Annotated in this window: 17 protein-coding genes; 6 read left to right on the top strand and 11 right to left on the bottom strand. The window is 58.4% G+C overall.

All coding sequences use genetic code 11. The features are described 5' to 3' along the window. Window positions 1-20 precede the first annotated feature (20 nt). Window positions 21-905 carry a DUF4344 domain-containing metallopeptidase gene (locus QE432_RS18805; RefSeq protein WP_111789297.1) on the bottom strand — a complete coding sequence of 295 codons (885 nt, stop codon included), beginning with the start codon at window positions 903-905 and terminating at the stop codon, window positions 21-23. Between the two features lie 162 nt (window positions 906-1,067). On the opposite strand from QE432_RS18805, the gene QE432_RS18800 reads away from it, so the two are divergent. The 3 genes from QE432_RS18800 to QE432_RS18790 all read left to right on the top strand — a co-directional run bounded on the left by QE432_RS18800 (window position 1,068) and on the right by QE432_RS18790 (window position 4,172). Beyond that, window positions 1,068-1,535, top strand: a complete 468-nt coding sequence (locus tag QE432_RS18800; protein WP_306625285.1) for a DUF1203 domain-containing protein — start codon at window positions 1,068-1,070, stop codon at window positions 1,533-1,535. Between the two features lie 98 nt (window positions 1,536-1,633). Next, entirely contained in the window at window positions 1,634-1,969 is a 336-nt protein-coding gene (locus tag QE432_RS18795; protein ID WP_003512551.1) for a PilZ domain-containing protein, read from the top strand. Window positions 1,970-2,183: 214 nt separating this feature from the next. Then, entirely contained in the window at window positions 2,184-4,172 is a 1,989-nt protein-coding gene (locus QE432_RS18790; protein ID WP_111802086.1) for a bifunctional 2',3'-cyclic-nucleotide 2'-phosphodiesterase/3'-nucleotidase, read from the top strand. Between the two features lie 45 nt (window positions 4,173-4,217). On the opposite strand, the gene QE432_RS18785 is transcribed toward QE432_RS18790, so the two are convergent. Both QE432_RS18785 and QE432_RS18780 read right to left on the bottom strand, forming a co-directional pair. Next, window positions 4,218-4,769, bottom strand: a complete 552-nt coding sequence (locus QE432_RS18785; protein ID WP_306625282.1) for a DUF2087 domain-containing protein — start codon at window positions 4,767-4,769, stop codon at window positions 4,218-4,220. Window positions 4,770-4,969: 200 nt separating this feature from the next. Continuing rightward, window positions 4,970-5,938 carry a LysR family transcriptional regulator gene (locus QE432_RS18780; protein ID WP_013635904.1) on the bottom strand — a complete coding sequence of 323 codons (969 nt, stop codon included), beginning with the start codon at window positions 5,936-5,938 and terminating at the stop codon, window positions 4,970-4,972. A 149-nt stretch (window positions 5,939-6,087) separates the two neighbouring features. Between QE432_RS18780 and QE432_RS18775 the strand changes: the two genes are divergently transcribed. Beyond that, entirely contained in the window at window positions 6,088-6,705 is a 618-nt protein-coding gene (locus tag QE432_RS18775; RefSeq protein ID WP_306625280.1) for an FMN-dependent NADH-azoreductase, read from the top strand. Window positions 6,706-6,747: 42 nt separating this feature from the next. Here the strand turns inward: QE432_RS18775 and QE432_RS18770 are convergent, their stop codons facing one another. The 3 genes from QE432_RS18770 to ilvA form a co-directional block, all read right to left on the bottom strand. After that, window positions 6,748-8,013: a GGDEF domain-containing protein gene (locus tag QE432_RS18770; protein WP_306625278.1), complete on the bottom strand. Its 1,266-nt coding sequence runs from the start codon at window positions 8,011-8,013 to the stop codon at window positions 6,748-6,750. A 117-nt stretch (window positions 8,014-8,130) separates the two neighbouring features. After that, window positions 8,131-8,439, bottom strand: a complete 309-nt coding sequence (locus tag QE432_RS18765; RefSeq protein ID WP_013635901.1) for an HlyU family transcriptional regulator — start codon at window positions 8,437-8,439, stop codon at window positions 8,131-8,133. 75 nt (window positions 8,440-8,514) lie between these two features. Further along, entirely contained in the window at window positions 8,515-9,789 is a 1,275-nt protein-coding gene (gene ilvA, locus QE432_RS18760) for a threonine ammonia-lyase (RefSeq protein WP_029658759.1), read from the bottom strand. A 79-nt stretch (window positions 9,790-9,868) separates the two neighbouring features. Here ilvA and QE432_RS18755 point away from each other — a divergent pair, with 79 nt between their 5' ends. Together QE432_RS18755 and QE432_RS18750 are read left to right on the top strand one after the other, a co-directional pair. Next, window positions 9,869-11,326, top strand: a complete 1,458-nt coding sequence (locus QE432_RS18755) for a TrkH family potassium uptake protein (RefSeq protein ID WP_003512541.1) — start codon at window positions 9,869-9,871, stop codon at window positions 11,324-11,326. Between the two features lie 107 nt (window positions 11,327-11,433). Next, the gene (locus QE432_RS18750; protein ID WP_003496638.1) at window positions 11,434-11,688 is read left to right on the top strand and encodes a heavy-metal-associated domain-containing protein; all 255 of its coding nucleotides are present in this window, start codon (window positions 11,434-11,436) and stop codon (window positions 11,686-11,688) included. A gap of 391 nt (window positions 11,689-12,079) precedes the next feature. On the opposite strand, the gene QE432_RS18745 is transcribed toward QE432_RS18750, so the two are convergent. The 5 genes from QE432_RS18745 to QE432_RS18725 form a co-directional block, all read right to left on the bottom strand. Next, the gene (locus QE432_RS18745) at window positions 12,080-13,573 is read right to left on the bottom strand and encodes an ABC transporter substrate-binding protein (protein WP_306625275.1); all 1,494 of its coding nucleotides are present in this window, start codon (window positions 13,571-13,573) and stop codon (window positions 12,080-12,082) included. Between the two features lie 239 nt (window positions 13,574-13,812). Further along, window positions 13,813-14,823, bottom strand: coding sequence for an ABC transporter ATP-binding protein (locus QE432_RS18740; RefSeq protein WP_065704744.1), 1,011 nt, complete (start codon window positions 14,821-14,823; stop codon window positions 13,813-13,815). 12 nt (window positions 14,824-14,835) lie between these two features. Continuing rightward, window positions 14,836-15,900 (bottom strand): ABC transporter ATP-binding protein, encoded by a 1,065-nt coding sequence (locus tag QE432_RS18735; RefSeq protein ID WP_065661117.1) that lies wholly within the window; start codon window positions 15,898-15,900, stop codon window positions 14,836-14,838. A 141-nt stretch (window positions 15,901-16,041) separates the two neighbouring features. Next, window positions 16,042-16,947 carry an ABC transporter permease gene (locus QE432_RS18730; RefSeq protein WP_013635895.1) on the bottom strand — a complete coding sequence of 302 codons (906 nt, stop codon included), beginning with the start codon at window positions 16,945-16,947 and terminating at the stop codon, window positions 16,042-16,044. Next, window positions 16,937-17,881 carry an ABC transporter permease gene (locus QE432_RS18725; RefSeq protein ID WP_003512536.1) on the bottom strand — a complete coding sequence of 315 codons (945 nt, stop codon included), beginning with the start codon at window positions 17,879-17,881 and terminating at the stop codon, window positions 16,937-16,939. Before QE432_RS18725 ends, QE432_RS18730 begins: the two co-directional genes overlap by 11 nt. Window positions 17,882-17,938: the final 57 nt, after the last annotated feature.

The raw sequence follows: 17,938 nt of genomic DNA, 5'->3' as shown, positions 1-17,938 counted from the left end.
CGTGCATCCGGTAACTGGCCTCAGATTTCTCTTTCCAGAGTGACGGCCGTCGGGGTATGCCCGCCGGCGGAACCTTTGTCTTCGGTAACGCTGTTGAGGAGATGATCGGCAATCAGCTCCGCCTGGAATTTACCCAGCTCGTAGCAATAGGTGATCTCACGTTTTTCGGCCGACCAGTAGACATCGGGACGCCCGCAGGACTTCGCCGTCAACTTGACCTCGCCTTTCAAGCCGTAAACGCCGAAACTGCGGCTGATAAGATCGAGAACCTTCGATTCCTTGACCATGATGGCGTAAGGTTCCAGCTCCGGATCGCGCGGCGGCACGTAGCTCACAGTAAATCTGGATGGTGTCTGCGCGCGGTGGGGCGTCAGAAAATCCTCCCACGCCGATGCGATACGCGGATAGGCGGCGCCACATTTGGCAAATTCGTCATTGGCAAGCCCCATCATGGTGGCAAGATCGCCATAGCCGTCCTTGTCGCGGCCGACCATCAGGCAGGCCATGTTGCGATCGCGGCTCCTGTCGGGAACAAGCGCCGAAAACACCGGTGCTTCGTGCTCGGGCAAAGCCTCCGTCTCGCGCGCCAGATACCAGCTGTCGGTAGCGTTGACGAGTGCGGTATCAAGCCATTCCTCGTTGGCCTGCAGGATGAGCGTGCCCGCCAGCTGATCGGCAGGTGCTTGCGCGCTGCCGGTCTCCGGCGCGCCGAAATCCGAGATCAGCATGCGTGCACCCTCGTGATAAAGCGAGAAGATCGCATTGCCGATGACGAAATTGACCGCCTGCTGAAGCTGATCGTCGGACAGGCCATCGAGACCGGAGGCGACCTGCGCCTGCGTGTCGATCGGAACCGTCAAAGAAACGAAAGCCAGCGGAACGGCGGCCAGAAAACGACGGAACATAAAATCAGACCTTCCGGGATCGAGGAGCGCCACTGATTCCCGATGCTAACGAGTCACGCAATGGGCTGGTTGCATCACCCGTCAAGAATCGGGTGGATAGAGGTCTGTTTCGGGATCATAGCTGCAAAGAAGCAACGCCGATCCCAACTGAAGGACCTCGCCATGACCGATCTCGTCTTTACAGCAATGCCGGCTAAGGAAGCTGAGGCTTTCCGGGCGGGAGCCGCCGACGCCTATGGCAACCCGCCGGAAAAGGCCGTTTCTCCAGGCGGCATGCCGTGCCGCCATTGCCTTTCCCAGATTAATGAAGGCGAAGCAATGCTGATCCTCGCCTACCGGCCCTTCCCTTCGCTCCAGCCCTATGCGGAAACGGGGCCAGTCTTTCTTCACGCTGAGGCCTGTGAGCACTATCCGCAGACGGATGCCCTTCCCCCGATGCTTAACAGCCCCGATTATATCGTTCGCGGCTATGGCACTGACGACCGCATCGTCTACGGCACCGGAGCGGTGACGGCGACGGACGAAATCCTTTCACGCGCAGCGCATCTTCTGGAGCGGGCAGACGTCGCTTATGTGCATGTGCGCTCCGCCCGCAACAATTGCTATCAGTGCCGTATCGACAAAGCATAATCGCGCGATTACTTGCAATTTTAAGCAAACGGCTAAACGGCTCTCAAACTTTCTACGTCATGATGAAAGCATCGGAAACAATTGATTTGAGTAGCGAAATGACAAACAACCTCAATATGGCGACCCGCACTGCGACCCGTAGCAAGACCCGGATCTACGCGACCGTGCACTATTTCAGCCAGTCGACCCGAGGCCGCGTGGTGGACCTGTCCGCCACCGGCATGGCGCTCGAACTGGACGGACCTTTCGCTGCCGCCAAGGGAAGCCGAGTGAAGGTGCAGAGTGAAGATCTGGGTTTCATCGAGGGTGTCGTGCAATGGCAGCACATGAACCGGCTCGGCCTGCAACTCAAACTTTCCACCAACACGCTGGCACAGCTGTCGTCTTATTTCCGCTTCTTCCACGAAGAAGTAAAACCGACTCTCGCCCGCTAAGCAGACGTTTCCGACAAGGGGAATGCGCAGGCCGGACAAAGCGCATTCCCGAAGCGCACCATGCGCGCGCGGCCACCTTGTGACAAAAAATTTATCAAACGGTTGAAAACTGGCCCGTCCGTCACGGGCTTGTCATTTTGATGATGGACTCCTCGGGGATTGCTTCTACCTTGTCGTTTTCCTGACAGAGCAAGCTTCATACGAAGGAGTTCCCATGTCGTCGCTTCTCGCTCTCCACCCCATCACTCGCCGTTCGCTTCTGGGTGGCATCGCCGCCTCTTCGGCTCTGGTGCTGTTGCATCCCTTCGCCGCGCGCGCCGCAGCCAACCAGGCGCATCTGCGCATCATGGAAACGACTGACATCCACGTTCACGTCTTTCCCTATGATTATTACGCCGACAAACCGAACGACACGATGGGTCTGGCGCGCACCGCTTCGATCATCGGCGCCATCCGTGCCGAGGCCGGAAACTCGATGCTGGTGGATAATGGCGACTTCCTGCAGGGCAATCCGCTCGGCGATTACATCGCCTATGAGCGCGGCATGAAGGCCGGCGACAAGCATCCCGTCATCAACGCCATGAATGTCCTTGGCTATGATTGTGGCACGCTTGGCAACCACGAATTCAATTACGGCCTCGACTATATGTCCAATACGCTGGCGGGCGCCGGTTTCCCTTATGTCTGCGCCAACCTCACCAAGGGTCAGCTGGCTTCCGATCCCAAGCAGGATGAGCTGTTCTTCAAGCCTTACGTCATCCTCGAGAAACAGATCCGCGATGGTGCAGGCGTAACCAGCCCGGTCAAGGTCGGTATCATCGGTTTCGTGCCGCCGCAGATCATGATGTGGGATTCCAAGAATCTGGAGGGCAAGGCCCAGACGCGCGATATCGTCGAGGCGGCTAAAGCCTGGGTTCCGGTCATGAAGGAAGAAGGTGCCGATATCGTCATCGCGCTTTCCCATTCCGGCATCGATGGCAAGGGCCAGACCGATCGCATGGAAAACGCCTCGCTTTATCTGGCGGGCGTGGAAGGCATTGACGCCATCTTCACTGGTCACCAGCATCTGGTCTTCCCCGGTCCAAAGACATGGGACGGCATCGAGGGTGCGGATGCGGTCAAGGGTACGCTGATGGGCAAGCCGGCCGTGATGGCCGGTTTCTGGGGCTCGCATATGGGCCTCATTGACCTTCTTCTCGAAAAAGACGGCAAAAGCTGGAAGATCGTCGATTTCACCTCCGAGGCCCGGCCGATCTACCACCGCGACGACAATCGCAAGGTCGTTGCAGATGTCACGGACAAACCGGAGGTCATAGCCGCCGCCAAGGCAGATCACGAAGCGGCGCTCGCCTATGTGCGTCGCCCGGTCGGCAAGACGTCGGCGCCACTCTATTCCTACTTCGCGCTGGTGGCCGACGACCCGTCCGTGCAGATCGTCTCCAATGCCCAGACGTGGTACATCAAGGACATGCTGAAGGAAGGGCAATATAAGGATCTGCCCGTGCTTTCGGCAGCAGCGCCATTCAAGTCTGGCGGTCGCGGTGGTGCGGATTATTACACCGATGTCCCTGCCGGTGACATCGCCATCAAGAACGTCGCCGATCTCTACCTCTACCCCAACACGGTGCAGGCGGTGCTGATCAACGGTGCGCAGGTGAAGAACTGGCTGGAAATGTCCGCCGGCATGTTCAACACGGTCGAGGCCGGCGCAAAGGATGCGCCGCTCCTAAACGCGGATTTCCCGTCCTATAATTTCGACGTCATCGACGGTGTCACCTACCAGATCGACATTTCCAAACCGGCAAAGTTCGACAAGGACGGCAAGGCCGTCAATCCCGACAGCAGCCGCATCGTCAATCTGCAATTCGACGGCAAGCCGATCGACCCCGAGCAGAAATTTGTGGTGGCGACCAACAATTACCGAGCAAGCGGCGGCGGAAAATTCCCCGATATCGCCGCCGACAAGGTGATCTTTGTGGCGCCCGACACCAACCGTGACGTGATCGTGCGCTATATCATCGATCAGGGCACCATTAACCCGTCGGCGGATGCCAACTGGTCCTTCGCCCCAGTTGCCAATACGACCGCCATCTTCGAGACTGGTCCGAAGGGTCGCAATTACGCGGCTGACATCAAGGGCGCAAAAATCGAGGATGCCGGCGACGGCGCCGAAGGTTTCGCAAAGTTCCGCCTCGTTCTCTAGAGCTTGCAGCCCTCCCGGCGTTTCATCGGCCGGGAGGGCATTTACTCAATTGCGGTCACTGACGATACGCAACAACAGTGGCAGTTCCGGCGGTGGCTTCTGCTCGATGCGTTGATAGTCACTGCCATCGCGGTTACGACGGATGAGCCGGAGACCCGCCATGTCACGCCGCAGCATCGCGGCATCTCCAAACAGGTGCAGACCATCGAGAAAGCTGCTGAATTCGCGCTCTGAGAAACTGCGACCGGCTGGTATTCTTGCCCACAGATACCAGAGGCACAGTTCCTGCTGGGAGCGGCGGGCCGGCCACTGCACCAATTTACCGGCAGCATCGAAAGTCCGCGCGGTCTTCAGCACCCTGCCCTCATTGGCAGGCATTGTCTCCGGTCGTGTCTGCGGTGGCGGCAAGCCAGTTGCTACGGGTGGCGTGCGCGCGGCGCGCAGATGCTGAAAGTTGCGAAACCCGGCAGCCCGGCTCAGGAGATTGAGCATCTCCACATGGCTTGGCTGGCGGTCCAGCCTGCCGATTTGTTCGCGTAGCGATTTGGCAAAGGTGGAGAGGTCGGCGATATCAATGGAAAAGATCGAACGTGGCATGACTTACCCTCGAGTGCCATTCCGAAGAGGTGTCGCTGATCGCCGGCTTCCGACTAGGCACGGGATAAGTGCTGTCAATCTTTCAAAATGCAGGTTTAGCTTCCCTTGCGGGACGGCGATGCCTCGGTGAACTGCTGACCGTGTTTCCTGTATAAGGCAGGCCATTCACCTTCGTCAATTGGTCACTCAGTCAACCCATGTCACTCGGCGGCGACAGAAATAGTCCGCTGTTTGCCTCCGGCAATTATCCTGTTGAAATCCTTCTGGTTCGGGCATGCCGACAGACGCTGCTGAAAGGCCGTGGCAAGCCACTGGCCAGCGGGACCGGCGGGTGAATCCACCCGGCGCAGCGCAAAGATCGGATATTCGCCCTGCTCATAAGCTTCAAGATCAAGTGCCTTCAGGCTGCCATTGGTCAGGTCGTTGCGCACGATCGATGCGGGCAGACCGCCCCAGCCGAGACCGCCCTTGATGAGCTGGTATTTCGTAGCGATGTCGCTGACCCGCCATGTCTTGTAGGACAGCACGTTGAAATCGCGCCCCTTGGTCAGCCCCGACGCATCGGTGACGACGAGCTGGACCTCCTCGCGGACATCGCCCAGAACCAGCGGCCTCTCAATCTGTGCCAGTGGATGATCGGCGGCGACGACCGGCAGCATGAAGGAATGGCCGACCTTTTCAACGACGAGTTCGTCATCCTGGCGCAACAGCGCCCCGCCGATGCCAATCCCAGCCTTGCGGGAGAGCACCATATCCATAACCATGCCCAACTCACCCACATTGAGGCTAAGGGTAACGGTGGGGAATTCCTTGCGAAAATCGCGAAGCACCGCAACGACGGCTTCCGCCGGTACCATGGTGCTGATGGCGACAGAAAGCTCGGCCTCCAGCCCCTGCTTCAAACCCTTGGCACGCGCACGCATTTCCTGCAGACCGGCCACGATGCGCCTTGCGTCTTCCAGCATGGCGCGACCCTCGTCCGTCAATCGAGGCTGGCGTACGCCATTGCGCTCGAACAGGCTGACTTCAAGCTGCGCCTCGAGATTGGCGATGGTGTAGCTGACAACAGACTGGGCGCGATTGAGCGCCCGTGACGCGGCAGAGAAACTTCCGGTTTCGGCAACCGTCAAAAACACCTGCAATTGGTCGAGCGTCGGGTTCGCGTCCATGTTCCATCCATTTCATCGATAGGTCGCTTCCACATTATCACAGTTTTCTTGATGGCATCAATTGGTCATATAGGGGGCAAAGGAAGGGCATCGTGCTCTCCCGCCCTCCCAAGGCGCCCGTCAATTCATCGCTTATGCAAGGAAAGACCATGTCCAACATTCTGCTCATCACCTCCAGCCCGCGTGGCGACGAGTCGGTTTCCAACAAGTTTTCCGGCGAACTCGCAAACAAGCTGAAGGCCAAGTCGGCTTCCAATACCCTTGTCCACCGCGATCTTGCTGCCGACCCCATTCCGCATCTCGACACCGTCAAGACCGCTGCGATCCGCAAGGCTCCCGACCAGCGCACCGCTGAAGAAGCGGTTGCAGCCGATTTTTCCGACAAGCTGGTTGCAGAGCTTATGGCCGCCGACACTGTCGTCATCGGCACCGGCCTCATCAACTTCAATATCTATTCCGGCCTGAAGTCGTGGATCGACAACGTCGCCCGCGCTGGCCAGACCTTCAAGTACACCGAAACCGGCCCGGTTGGTCTTGCCACCGGCAAGAAGGTCTACATCGTGCTGGCCGCCGCCGGCGTTTATTCCGAAGGCCCGGCTGTGTCGATGAACCACGCCGTTCCCTACCTCAAGACCGTTCTTGGCTTCATGGGCATGACGGATGTTGAAGTGATCTATGTCGAAGGTCTGGCATTTGGACCGGAAGCCGTTGAGAAGGCCATTGCGGCAGCCGAAGCAAAGGTTGCCGAACTGGCGCAGGCAGCCTGAGGCGCCAATTGACACGTGGTGATGCCGGCTCGATTGCCGGTATCAGCCGACCCACATTCCGTAACGGCCGTGCACCTGATCGCGGCCGTTATTTTTTGCCGCATAGAGCCGCGCATCGGCTTCCGATAGCAGCGCGCGGAAAAGCTGCCCGTCCTCGAAAGCCGTGGCGACGCCGATGCTGACAGTCAGTGGCGAACCGTCTGGCCGTTGCAGATCCTTCAATATCGCCGTCCGCAGACCTGCTGAAAAGGCAAGTGCCCCCTCATGGGTCATCGTCGGCAACAGGGCCACGAACTCCTCGCCGCCGAACCGGTAGAGATGGCCGTGCGGTTGCACGATGCGTTTCAGAACGGCGGCGAATTCCCGCAACATCTCATCGCCCTGCAAGTGCCCAAAGGTGTCGTTGACGGTCTTGAAGTGATCGATATCGACGATCAGCACGCTAACGGGACGTTTCTTTTCCAGACATTCCACGACGACGGACGGCGCATCGAGTTCCATGCGGGCGCGGTCAGACACACCGGTCAGCATGTCGCGGCCAGACCGGGACAGAAGCTCCTCGTAGCGCTCCCTGAATGTGAGGTCGTTGAAGACATCGGCAACGCTGCGGCGCGTCAGGAAGCGGCCTTTCGCCGCCGTCAGCTTCAGATAAATGGCAAAGAGCAGAGCATAGATGGCAACGGCCACCATCTTCGCTTTCCAGCCATCGTAAAAGACATCGACCGGCGCGTTCAGCATATATCGCAACGCCGCGTAAAAGCCTGCCTGATCCAGGCTCAAAATCACCACGCCACAGATTGCGAAGCGCAGGACAATAAGGCGCTGCAAATAGCGTCCCAGCTTTTCGTAAAACAGGATGATGGCGATGGCGTCGATATAAAGCAGGCTGGTTCCCCAGACCATCAGCACGCCCATCTCATCCAGAAATCCGGTATCTACCGACTGTCCGGGGACAATTGCCACCGTCGGATGGAAGCGGATGATCTGCACCATGATGATGGTGAGTATATTGCCGAGAAACAGGCCGTAGATCGGCTGGCGGACGACTGCCGCATCCTCGCGCATATAGAGCATGAGGATCATCATCAGTTTGCCGGCAAAAAGGATCGAGGAGCCGGGTGATACCACGCCAAATGGCAGCTCGACGTAAAAGACCGCCGCCAGATAGGTTTCCAGGAAATGCATGACACCCAGCGCGGTGAGAAAAACACCGATGCCGAGAATATGCCGGTAATGAAGGAATGCCGTCATTACCGAAAAATAGACGATGGCTTCCGCCACGAAGAGGGCCAGATTTGCCCATTGCATCGGCATACGCCCTATCGATCCACATCGCGCCGGTTCATCGGCGCGACTTCATGCCCTCTGAAGACGATAGGCCGAAGCAACCAACGGAATCTTAATGTCCAGCAGAAGAAACCGCCATCATTTTCCTGGGAAAAGCGATGCACCGTTCTGGTCGATGATCAGCTTTGCCTTACGGATGGTGAACTCAACCGCATCGTCCATGCTGGTGAAGACATCGGCGCGCACGAATTCATGTACGAGCGTTTCCTCGCCGTCCTTTTTCTCGATGCGGCCCGCCAAACGGAACTGGCCGCCTTCCTTCAGCGGCGTCGCATAGATCAGATAGTCTCCATGCACATGCGGTTCCGACTGCGCTGCCTTCTGCGGCGCATCCGCGGACTGGCCGGAGCCGAAGGCCGAAAGGATTTTGGAAAAAAACGATGCCATGGCTTTCACTCCCTTAATCTGTCTCGCATTTCGAAGGGCGGATATGCTCCGCCCTTCCCGTCGCTCTTATCCCGATCAGATGATCAGGTTCGACAGGATCTCGTTTTCGGTAATATCCTCATAGCCGAGGCCTGCAGCCTCGAAACGCTCCAGAAGCCCTGCGAAGTTTTCCTGCGCGTTGGTTTCGATGCCGATCAGGATCGAACCGAAATTGCGGGCCGATTTCTTCAGATACTCGAAACGGGCGATATCGTCGTCCGGGCCAAGCAGATTGAGGAAATCGCGCAGCGCGCCGGGGCGCTGCGGCAGGCGCAGAATGAAGTATTTCTTCACGCCGGTGTAACGCATGGCGCGTTCCTTGACGTCAGGCAGCCGCTCGAAATCGAAATTGCCGCCGGAGACGACGACGATAACCGTCTTGCCTTCCAGTTTCTCGCGGCCGAGCTTCTCCAGCGCGGCAATGGACAGCGCACCCGCTGGCTCCAGCACCACGCCTTCGAGGTTCAGCATCTCGATGATGGTCACGCAGATGGCGTTTTCGGGGATGAGCAAAACCTGCTCGGCCGGAAAATCCTTCAGCGCCTGGAAGTTGAGATCGCCGATGCGGGCAACAGCGGCGCCGTCGACGAAATTGTCGACCTTGGGGAGCGTTACCGCTTCGCCACGCTCGAGGCTCCTTTTCAGGCTCGGCGCGCCTTCCGGCTCGCAGAACACGAAGTTGCCCTTTTCAACGGTGCCCGCCAGAAAGCCGGTAAGGCCTGCCGAAAGCCCGCCGCCGCCAACCGGCATGACAACCATATCCGGTTTGGTGCCTTCGGGGAGCTGGTCCATGATTTCGGCAGCAACCGTCGCCTGGCCTTCGATGATATCCTGATGGTCGAAGGGCGGCACCATGTAGGCGTCATTGTCTTCGACGTATTTGCGCGCGGCGGCGTAACATTGGTCGAAAATATCGCCCACCAGACGGATGCTGATGAATTCACCACCGAAGATACGGGTCTTGTCGATCTTCTGCTGCGGCGTGGTCACCGGCATGAAAACAACACCGTGAACGCCGAAATGGCGGCAGGCGAAAGCAAACCCCTGCGCATGGTTGCCGGCCGAAGCACAGACGAAAACCTTGTCCTTGCCAGCCTTCGCAACAGCCTTGCGGAGAAAGTTGAATGCGCCTCTAATCTTGTAGGAACGAACCGGAGACAGATCCTCACGCTTCAGCCAAATCGACGCGCCATACCGACGGCTGAGATGTTCATTCAACTGCAACGGCGTTTCCGGGAATATCTCCCGCACTTCCCGCCGCGCTGCCTCCACAAGCTGCTTGTCCACGATTGTCAATCCATTGAAATTCATAATGGCACCCGCTATGCCATAGGAAGGCGTCAGAGACAAAGACTCATTTCACGCTGCCACGAACCCTGGGTTTCATTTCTTGAACAGCAATCTTCTGCGCTCGGTCATATATGTGGCGTCCATCTTCGGGCTCTATCTCGCGACGGCCATGTTCCTGCCCGCGCTGACGGACCTTTATTACGGCAATGACGACTGGACGGTGTTTGCGCTTTCAGGCTTCATGTGCGGCGGCTTTGCGCTTGCCTGTGCGCTGGCCACGCGCGCACCGATCGCGTCCTTCAACAAACGCTTCGGCTTCCTGCTCGTCAACGTGCTCTGGCTTGTATTTTCCATTGTCGGAGCGGTTCCGCTCTATCTGTCCGAGCTTGACCTGACGCCCGGTCAGGCCCTTTTCGAATCGGTCTCGGCCATCACGACGACGGGATCGACCGCCATATCCGGCCTCGATAATGCGCCGCAGGGCATTCTTCTGTGGCGGTCGTTGCTCTGTTGGCTCGGCGGCATCGGTATTGTCGCGCTTGGCCTCTTCATCCTGCCGCTCTTGCGCGTTGGCGGCATGACCTTCTTCCGCATGGAATCATCCGACACCGGCAATGACCGGCCCTTCGCGCGGCTGGCAAGCTTCACCCGCGCTTTCGTGGCGATCTACATCATCATGACCATCGCCTGCACGGTGGCTTTCGATTTTGCTGGCATGTCGCATTTCGATGCCCTCAACCATGCCATGTCGACGGTTGCGACCGGCGGTTTTTCCACCCACGACGCCTCGTTTGCCTATTTCAACAACACGGCGCTGCTTTGGATTGCCACCATCTTCCTGATCTTCGGCAGCCTGCCCTTCTCGGTGATGATCCTGCTTGCGGTGCGCCGCAGGTTGGAGACGCTGCGCGACCCGCAGATAGCGGTCTTCCTTGGCTATCTCTGCGCGATTTCCATCGCAGTCGGCGTTTATCACCACCTTAGAAACGGCGTACCGCTGGATACTGCGCTCAGCCACTCCTTCTTCAACATGACATCAATCCTCTCGACCGGTGGCTTTGCGAGCGACGACTACACGCTGTGGGGTCCGTTCGTTGTCGTCGTTGCATTTTTCGCAACCTTCATGGGCGGCTGCTCCGGCTCGACGGCGGGTGGTATCAAGGCCTATCGTTTTCTGATCATGTTCAATGTCGTTCGGGCAGGCCTCAAAAAGCTGATCTATCCGAACGCGGTTTATTCGGTCCGTTACGGCCAGCAGGTGGTCGATCCCGACACGATCCGGACGATCTTCCTTTTCGTCAGCTGTTTCATCGCGCTCTGGATCGCCGGCAGCCTCGCCATGAGCCTGATGGGTTACGATTTCCTGACTGCGACCTCGGGCGTTGCGACCGCACTTGCCAATGTCGGCCCCGGCATCGGCCCGATCATCGGGCCTGTCGGCAATTTCTCCACGATCAGCGATCCGGCGCTCTATCTCCTGTCTGTCCTGATGTTGCTTGGACGTCTGGAAATCCTCACCGTTCTCGTGCTGCTGATGCCGATTTTCTGGCGCAACTAAAATGCCGGTGCGCTTATTTTGGCTGCCTTAATAAAGCGCTTGACCTTCCCACGTTGGAATAGTTCAGGCTCCTGCTGTTACAAGTTCCAACCCAAGGAGAACCGCCTATGTGCACCGCCCACCAGCATCACCCCGAAACCGCTGCCGCACCTGTTGATGCCGACCTTTCTTTCCACGTTGAAGACATGACCTGCGGTCACTGCGCCGGTGTGATCAAGGGCGCTATCGAAAAGACCGTTCCCGGCGCCGCCGTTCATGCTGATCCGGCAAGCCGCACGGTTGTGGTTGGCGGCGTCTCCGACGCGGCACGTATTGCTGAAATCATCACCGCTGCAGGCTATACGCCGGAAGCGCGCGCCTGATTTGACGAGATGCCGGCGGCGGCCTTCATCCCTGCCGCCGGATCGACCTGCCTGCCCCCGCTTCACGCCGAGCTTGCGTGACAGCCGCTGGACGATACCAACGTTCGTCCTTCTCCATACCTCCCGCGGCAAGTGACTCTCCCTTTCGACCGGGGATGACAGTGGAGGTTTTCCCGGTTCCTGAAATTCGTATTTTCAACGGCTGACAAGGTCTGAAAACCTGTCCTTCATCATGCTCGGGCCTGTCCGGGCATCTGATACCTATTGATTTTACGATAGGTGGAAAGATCCTCAGGACGAGGATGACGTTGAGTGTGGGCGATGGCCTGTCAACAGGCAAAACCCGGCTCTTTCGAGCCGGGCCATATCTCGTCAGCAATGTCACATTGGCCTATTTCACTGCCAGATCCTTGGTCATGATAAAGTAGTTGATCGGATGCGGCTTGAAGTTTTCGACCTTGTCCGAATAGGCATCGAAAGCGGTCTCATGGACGAGGTAGACGGTGACGGCTTCGTCGTAAATCCGCTTCGCCGCCTCGGCATAGATGGCGTAACGTTTTGCCGGCTCAGCCGCCATATAGGCAGATTTGATCAGCTTGTCCGTCTCCTCACTGCAATAATGCGAGATGTTGTAGCCGCCTCCGCAGGTATAGTCGGCGTTGAGGAACCCGATCGGTTCTGCAACATCGGTGGCATAACCGCGTGACAGAAGGACCATGTCGAAATTGCCGGACAGGAGATCGGGCTCGATCGCAGTGTAATCAGCAACGCGAACATCGACCTTGATGCCGATTTCCTGCAATTGGGCCTGAATAACGGCGGCAACATCCTTGAGTTCGGTTCTTTCAGTATAGGCCAGAAGTGTCAGCTTCAGGCTGCCGGGGGCAATGCCCGCCTCTTTCAGCAGAGCCTTTGCCTTCTCTATGTCATAAGCGGGCGTGACGTTTTGCGGCGCCCACGGCTCTCCCGGTGCGAAGGGCATCGTTGCGGGGTTTACCATGCCTTCATAGATGCTGTCGGCAATACCGGCGGTGTCGATGGCGGCCCGGATCGCCTGCCGAACCTTGATGTCCTTAAACGGCGGCTTCGAATTATTGAGCAGCATTTCCGTAATCCGGGGCACGGTAATTGGCGCAACCTTGACACCCTTCGTGGCTACAATGGTCTTTACCGCCCAAGGTGGAATCACGCGCGAAATCTGCACCTCACCGCTTCTTATCTGGGTGGCGCGGGTATCGGCATCCGGAATAAAGTTCACACGGCCGCCCGAGAGCTTCGGCATACCGTTCCAATAGTCATGGTTCGCCGTCAGTTCCATATATTGGCTGGCATCGACCTTGGTGATCTTGAACGGTCCGGTGCAGGTTCCGATCGGATCGACCTTGCCGTCCTTATAGGCGGATGGCGCGAGGATCGAAGTCGCCGGGCTTGCCATTTGCGCCGGCAGCAGCACCGATGGCTCGATGGTCGTGATCTTCACGATATCGTCGCCACCAACCTCGACGGCAGCGACCAGCTTAGGCGAAAAGGCCCGGGCCGGAACGGGCGCTTTCAGAAGATTGGTGAGCGCATTGACCGCGGCTTTTGCATTAAGCGGCTCGCCGTTCTGGAACTTCACGCCCTTGCGCAACTTGAACTCCCAAACCTTCGGTGAGGTTTGTGTCCAGGATTCGGCCAAGCCCGGCTCCAGTGCGGTGTCATAGCCGACGCGGACCATGCTTTCGAAACACCCTGCGCGCGAACCGAGATAGGCATCGTCGGAAGCCATCTGCCAGCCGGTCTTGACGCCGGTATAATCGTCATAGGTGATCGTTCCGGCCGTTGCCGCTTGCGTTCCAAAAGAGACCACAATGGCGCTTGTCGCCAAAAGTACGTGCTTTATCATTGAATATTCCCCTTTTATTTTTGATGACAACGCTCAAAATTCAGTCGTCTCACGAGATTTAATATCTTCACAAAATAGATCTCGAAAGACATAAGAATATCCTTCGGACGCTCCACGAACATCCGCTTGAATATCATTCATTTTATGTTTTTATACTCGGAATTTAATTCCGATATTAATTCACAAACGCACAATTCATCTGTTTTTACAGAACCAGAAGACTGTAACTGCGCTGCTCCTCAGCCCCATTCGCGCCAGTGATGGCAACGAGCGAAATGCTCCCCGGCAACGTCTTCCAGAACCGGTTCCTGTTCGCTGCAAATCTGCGTCGCATATTTGCAGCGGGTGTGAAACTTGCAGCCACTTGGAGGATTGAGCGGGCTTGGCAGATCACCATCCAGAAGCATTTCCGGCGCATATAATCCGGTTTCATCAAGCATCGACGAGGCAATAAGAGCCTTCGTATAGGGATGCTTAGGCGCCCGGAAAAGCTCATCCCGGTCGGCGATTTCAACGATCCGCCCGAGATACATCACCGCGATACGGTCGCAGAGATAACGCACCACGCGCAGGTCATGGGAAATCATCAGCACCGTCAAACCATGACGACGCTTCATGTCCATCAGGAGGTTCAGGATCTGCGTGCGCATGGAGGCGTCGAGCGCCGATGTCGGTTCGTCGCACACAAGGAAGCTTGGATTGAGAAGAAGCGCGCGTCCTATGACCACGCGTTGCAACTGCCCGCCGGAGCACTGGCTCGGATAACGGTCATAATAGGAGGCATCGAGGCCGACCTCCTCCAGCATCTTGAACACGCGCGCGATGCGTTCTTCGCGCGTGCCGATGCCGTGCTGGGCAAGCGGCGCTTCCATGCTTTGCCCTATGCGCATGCGCGGGTCGAGCGCGGAATAGGGATCCTGGAACACCAGTTGCACGACACGGCGCATGCGCCGCAGCGTCTCGCCCTGCATATGCAGAATATCGTGGTCTCCGATGCTGACCTCGCCTTTCGTCGCGTTGGTCAACCGCGTTATCAGCCCGGCGACAGTGCTTTTGCCGCAGCCGGATTCGCCAACGAGACCAAGAACCTCACCCTCGCCGATCGTGAGGGAAACATCGTCCACGGATTTGACCACGCGATTGCCGAAACCCGATATCGGATAATATTTGCACAGGTTGTTTGCGACCACATAGGGCTTGATCTTGCCATCCGCCTGAGGCTGGTTCGGTGTTTTCACTGTCGATAGCATCGCAACCCTCCTTCAGCAGACTGTGTGACTGGCATGGCTGCCGGCATGGTCGTCGTCGACCGCCCAGCACCGCGCCTTGCGGCCTTCCGGCAAGGCATTCAGATCCGGCTCCGTTGCCATGCAACGGCCGCCCATGCCGGCCGACTGTGCAAGCGCGCAGCGGGGATGGAAACGGCAACCGCAGGACATGTCATGGGCCTGCGAGCTGGAGCCGGGGATCGTCAGCAGCTGCCCCTCGCTGTCGGTCGTCAGAAGCGAGCAGCTGATGAGCGCCTTGGTATAGGGATGTTGCGGCGCCTTGAGGATTGCCTGCGTCGGCCCTTCCTCGACAATGCGACCAGCATACATCACCGCAATCCGGTCCGCGAAAGCGGCAACGACCGAGAGGTCATGGGTGATGAGCAGCGTGGCGAGCCGCCGCTTCCGACGCTCATCGTCGAGCAGGCGCAATATTTGTGCCTGGACGGTGACATCGAGTGCCGTCGTCGGTTCATCGGCGATCAGCAGTTGCGGATTGCCGGAGAGTGCCGCAGCAATCATGACGCGCTGCGCCATGCCGCCGGAGAGTTCATGTGCGAAGCATTGCGCCCGCGCCGACGGATCGGGAATTCCAACATCCGAGAGCATGCCGACAACCCGGCCCAGTGCCGCATGCCGGCTCATCTTGCGGTGGACCCACAGTGGCTCGGCGACCTGCGTCCTCACCCGGCTGGTCGGATCGAGCATGGCCTGCGGTTGCTGAAAAAGCATTCCGATATCGGCGCCGCGCAACGCATCAAGCTCGGAGGGCGAGAGAGCGAGAATGTCGCGCCCGGCAAAGGAAATGCGGCCGGAGTTGATTTCCGCGCCGTGCGGCAACAGCCGCATCAGCGACAGAGCCGTCATGCTCTTGCCGGATCCGGATTCGCCGACCAGTGCAACGACCTCTCCGGCATCGACGGAGAGCGTCAGACCGGAGATAACAAACTTGCGGCCATTTCCAGACGGCACCGAAACGTGCAGATCCTCGATTTCCAGAAGCGGTGTCCGTTCCGGGGCGATGGCCGTATTGGCATGCGTGTGTCCTTCGATATTCATAAGAGTTCCCCTTATTATTATTGCATCGGAGGCATGGGCGTATTTTCAAGCGGCTTCAGACGATAATACTCTCCTTGGGGCTATCGTGCCCTGTGTATGTTTGATCGGCGCGGGCGCCGGTCATTGCTCTAACCGCAGGCGTCAATGGCCGTTCGGTTTCCTGGTATCCATGTTCAGGCCGTGGCCGATCCATGTCACGCTCAACGCCGACAGGAAAATCGCCAGACCTGGTGCGATCACGAGAATGGGCATACGTTCCGCATAGGCCTGCGCATCGGCCAACATCAGCGCCCAGTCTGCGGCAGGCGGCTGCACGCCGAGGCCGAGAAACGACAGTCCGCCCACCGTGATCAGCTTGTGGCCGAAGCGCAGGAAGGCAACTGCTGCGATGGGCCAGATCGTGTTGGGAATGACATGCCGGAAAATAATGAAGCGGCGTGTGCATCCAAGCACCTCGGCGGCGCGCATATATTCTCTGGAATTGATCGAAAGCGTCAGCCCGCGTGCCAGTCGCGCAAAAGGTGTCCAGCCGACGATCGTCAGCGACGCGATCAATGTTCCATATCCCGGGCCAAAGATGGCGACGAGGAAAATGGCGATCACCACGTCAGGGATGGCGATGAGCAGATCCACCACCCGCATCAGGACTTCATCGACAACGCCGCGGCTGCGACCGCTGATGATGCCGATGAATGTTCCGATGGCGACCGACAGAATGACGGTGATGGCGGCAATCGTGACCGTGAAGCGTCCACCGATAAGCAACCGGCTCAAGACATCACGCCCGAGATGGTCAGTGCCCAGCCAGTAGGCGGCGCTTGGCGCATTCAACCGCAGGCGAAGGCTTTGCTGCGCGGGATTATAGGGCGAAATCCACGGCGCGATGACGAGCAGCACGATGATGACGAGAAAAATCGCCGAACCCGCGTAGAACGTCCAGTGCCGCCGGCGGATGAAATCCGTGAACCGGAAAAGTGTCGACGGGCGCTTGGGCAAGGTCATTGGCATGGCGGCTACCGGCGCGCTCGGGAAGTGACTAATGGTCATGTTGACCTCGCATTGCTGGATTGATCAGGACATAGAGGCCATCGGCCAGGGTATTGATCAGGATGGAAAGGGCGACGATGCAGATGAAACCGCCCTGCAGCATGGGGATGTCCCGATTGACCACGGCGTCGTAAAGAAGCCGGCCCATTCCGGGGATGGCGAATATCACCTCCACGACCACCGATCCGCCAAGCAGGCCCGCAAGCCACAGGGCAAAGAAGGTGACGATCGGAAGCGAACCGTTGCGAATGCCGTGGCGCATGACCGTGCCATGCATGCCGAGACCGCGGCTGCGGGCCGCCGTGATGTAAGGCGCGCGCAGAACCTCAGCCATGGCGGCGCGCGTCACCTGCGTGAAATAGGCCAGTGGGCGCAGCGTCAACGTCAAAGCGGGAAGCACCAGCGAGCGCCAGCTATCCCAGCCCGCGGACGGCAACCAGCCGAGATAAAGCGCAAAGACGAGCGCCGACATCGGCGCAAACCAGTATTCCGGCGTGGCAACGAAGGTCTGGATCATCAGCGTTGCGAAATTGTCCAGCCGGCCACCCGGACGCATCGCCGCCAACGTGCCGAGCGGCAGGGCGACGGCGACCGCAATCGCCAGCGCCGTCAGTGCCAATGTCACGGACACGCCGAGAGAGCGCAAAAGCTCACCCGCCACGGGCTGGCTGCTGGTGAAGGAAAAGCCCAGATCACCGCGCAGCGCGCCCGACAGCCATGCGAAATATTGGACGTAAAGCGGCCGGTCGAGCCCGAGGCTTAACCGAAGGGCCTCGACCGCATGCGGATCGAGCGCCGTATCGCGCATGCGCGAAAACAGAATGGTGCGGGCAGGATCGCCACCGGCCATGTAGGGCAAAAGAAACGCGATGACGGAGACGATCATCAGCATAAGGCACAGAATAAGGAAGCGTTGTATTATCTGTATCCACATTGCCTGTTCTCCTTCGCCGCAAATGGCCATTGCACTGCAATTGATGATCGGTCCCCG

Source organism: Agrobacterium sp. SORGH_AS_0745 (assembly GCF_030818995.1).
In the GTDB taxonomy this organism is placed as follows: domain Bacteria; phylum Pseudomonadota; class Alphaproteobacteria; order Rhizobiales; family Rhizobiaceae; genus Agrobacterium; species Agrobacterium tumefaciens.
Note: the sequence above shows the minus strand (reverse complement) of the source record. Positions and strands in the feature narration are given on the sequence as shown.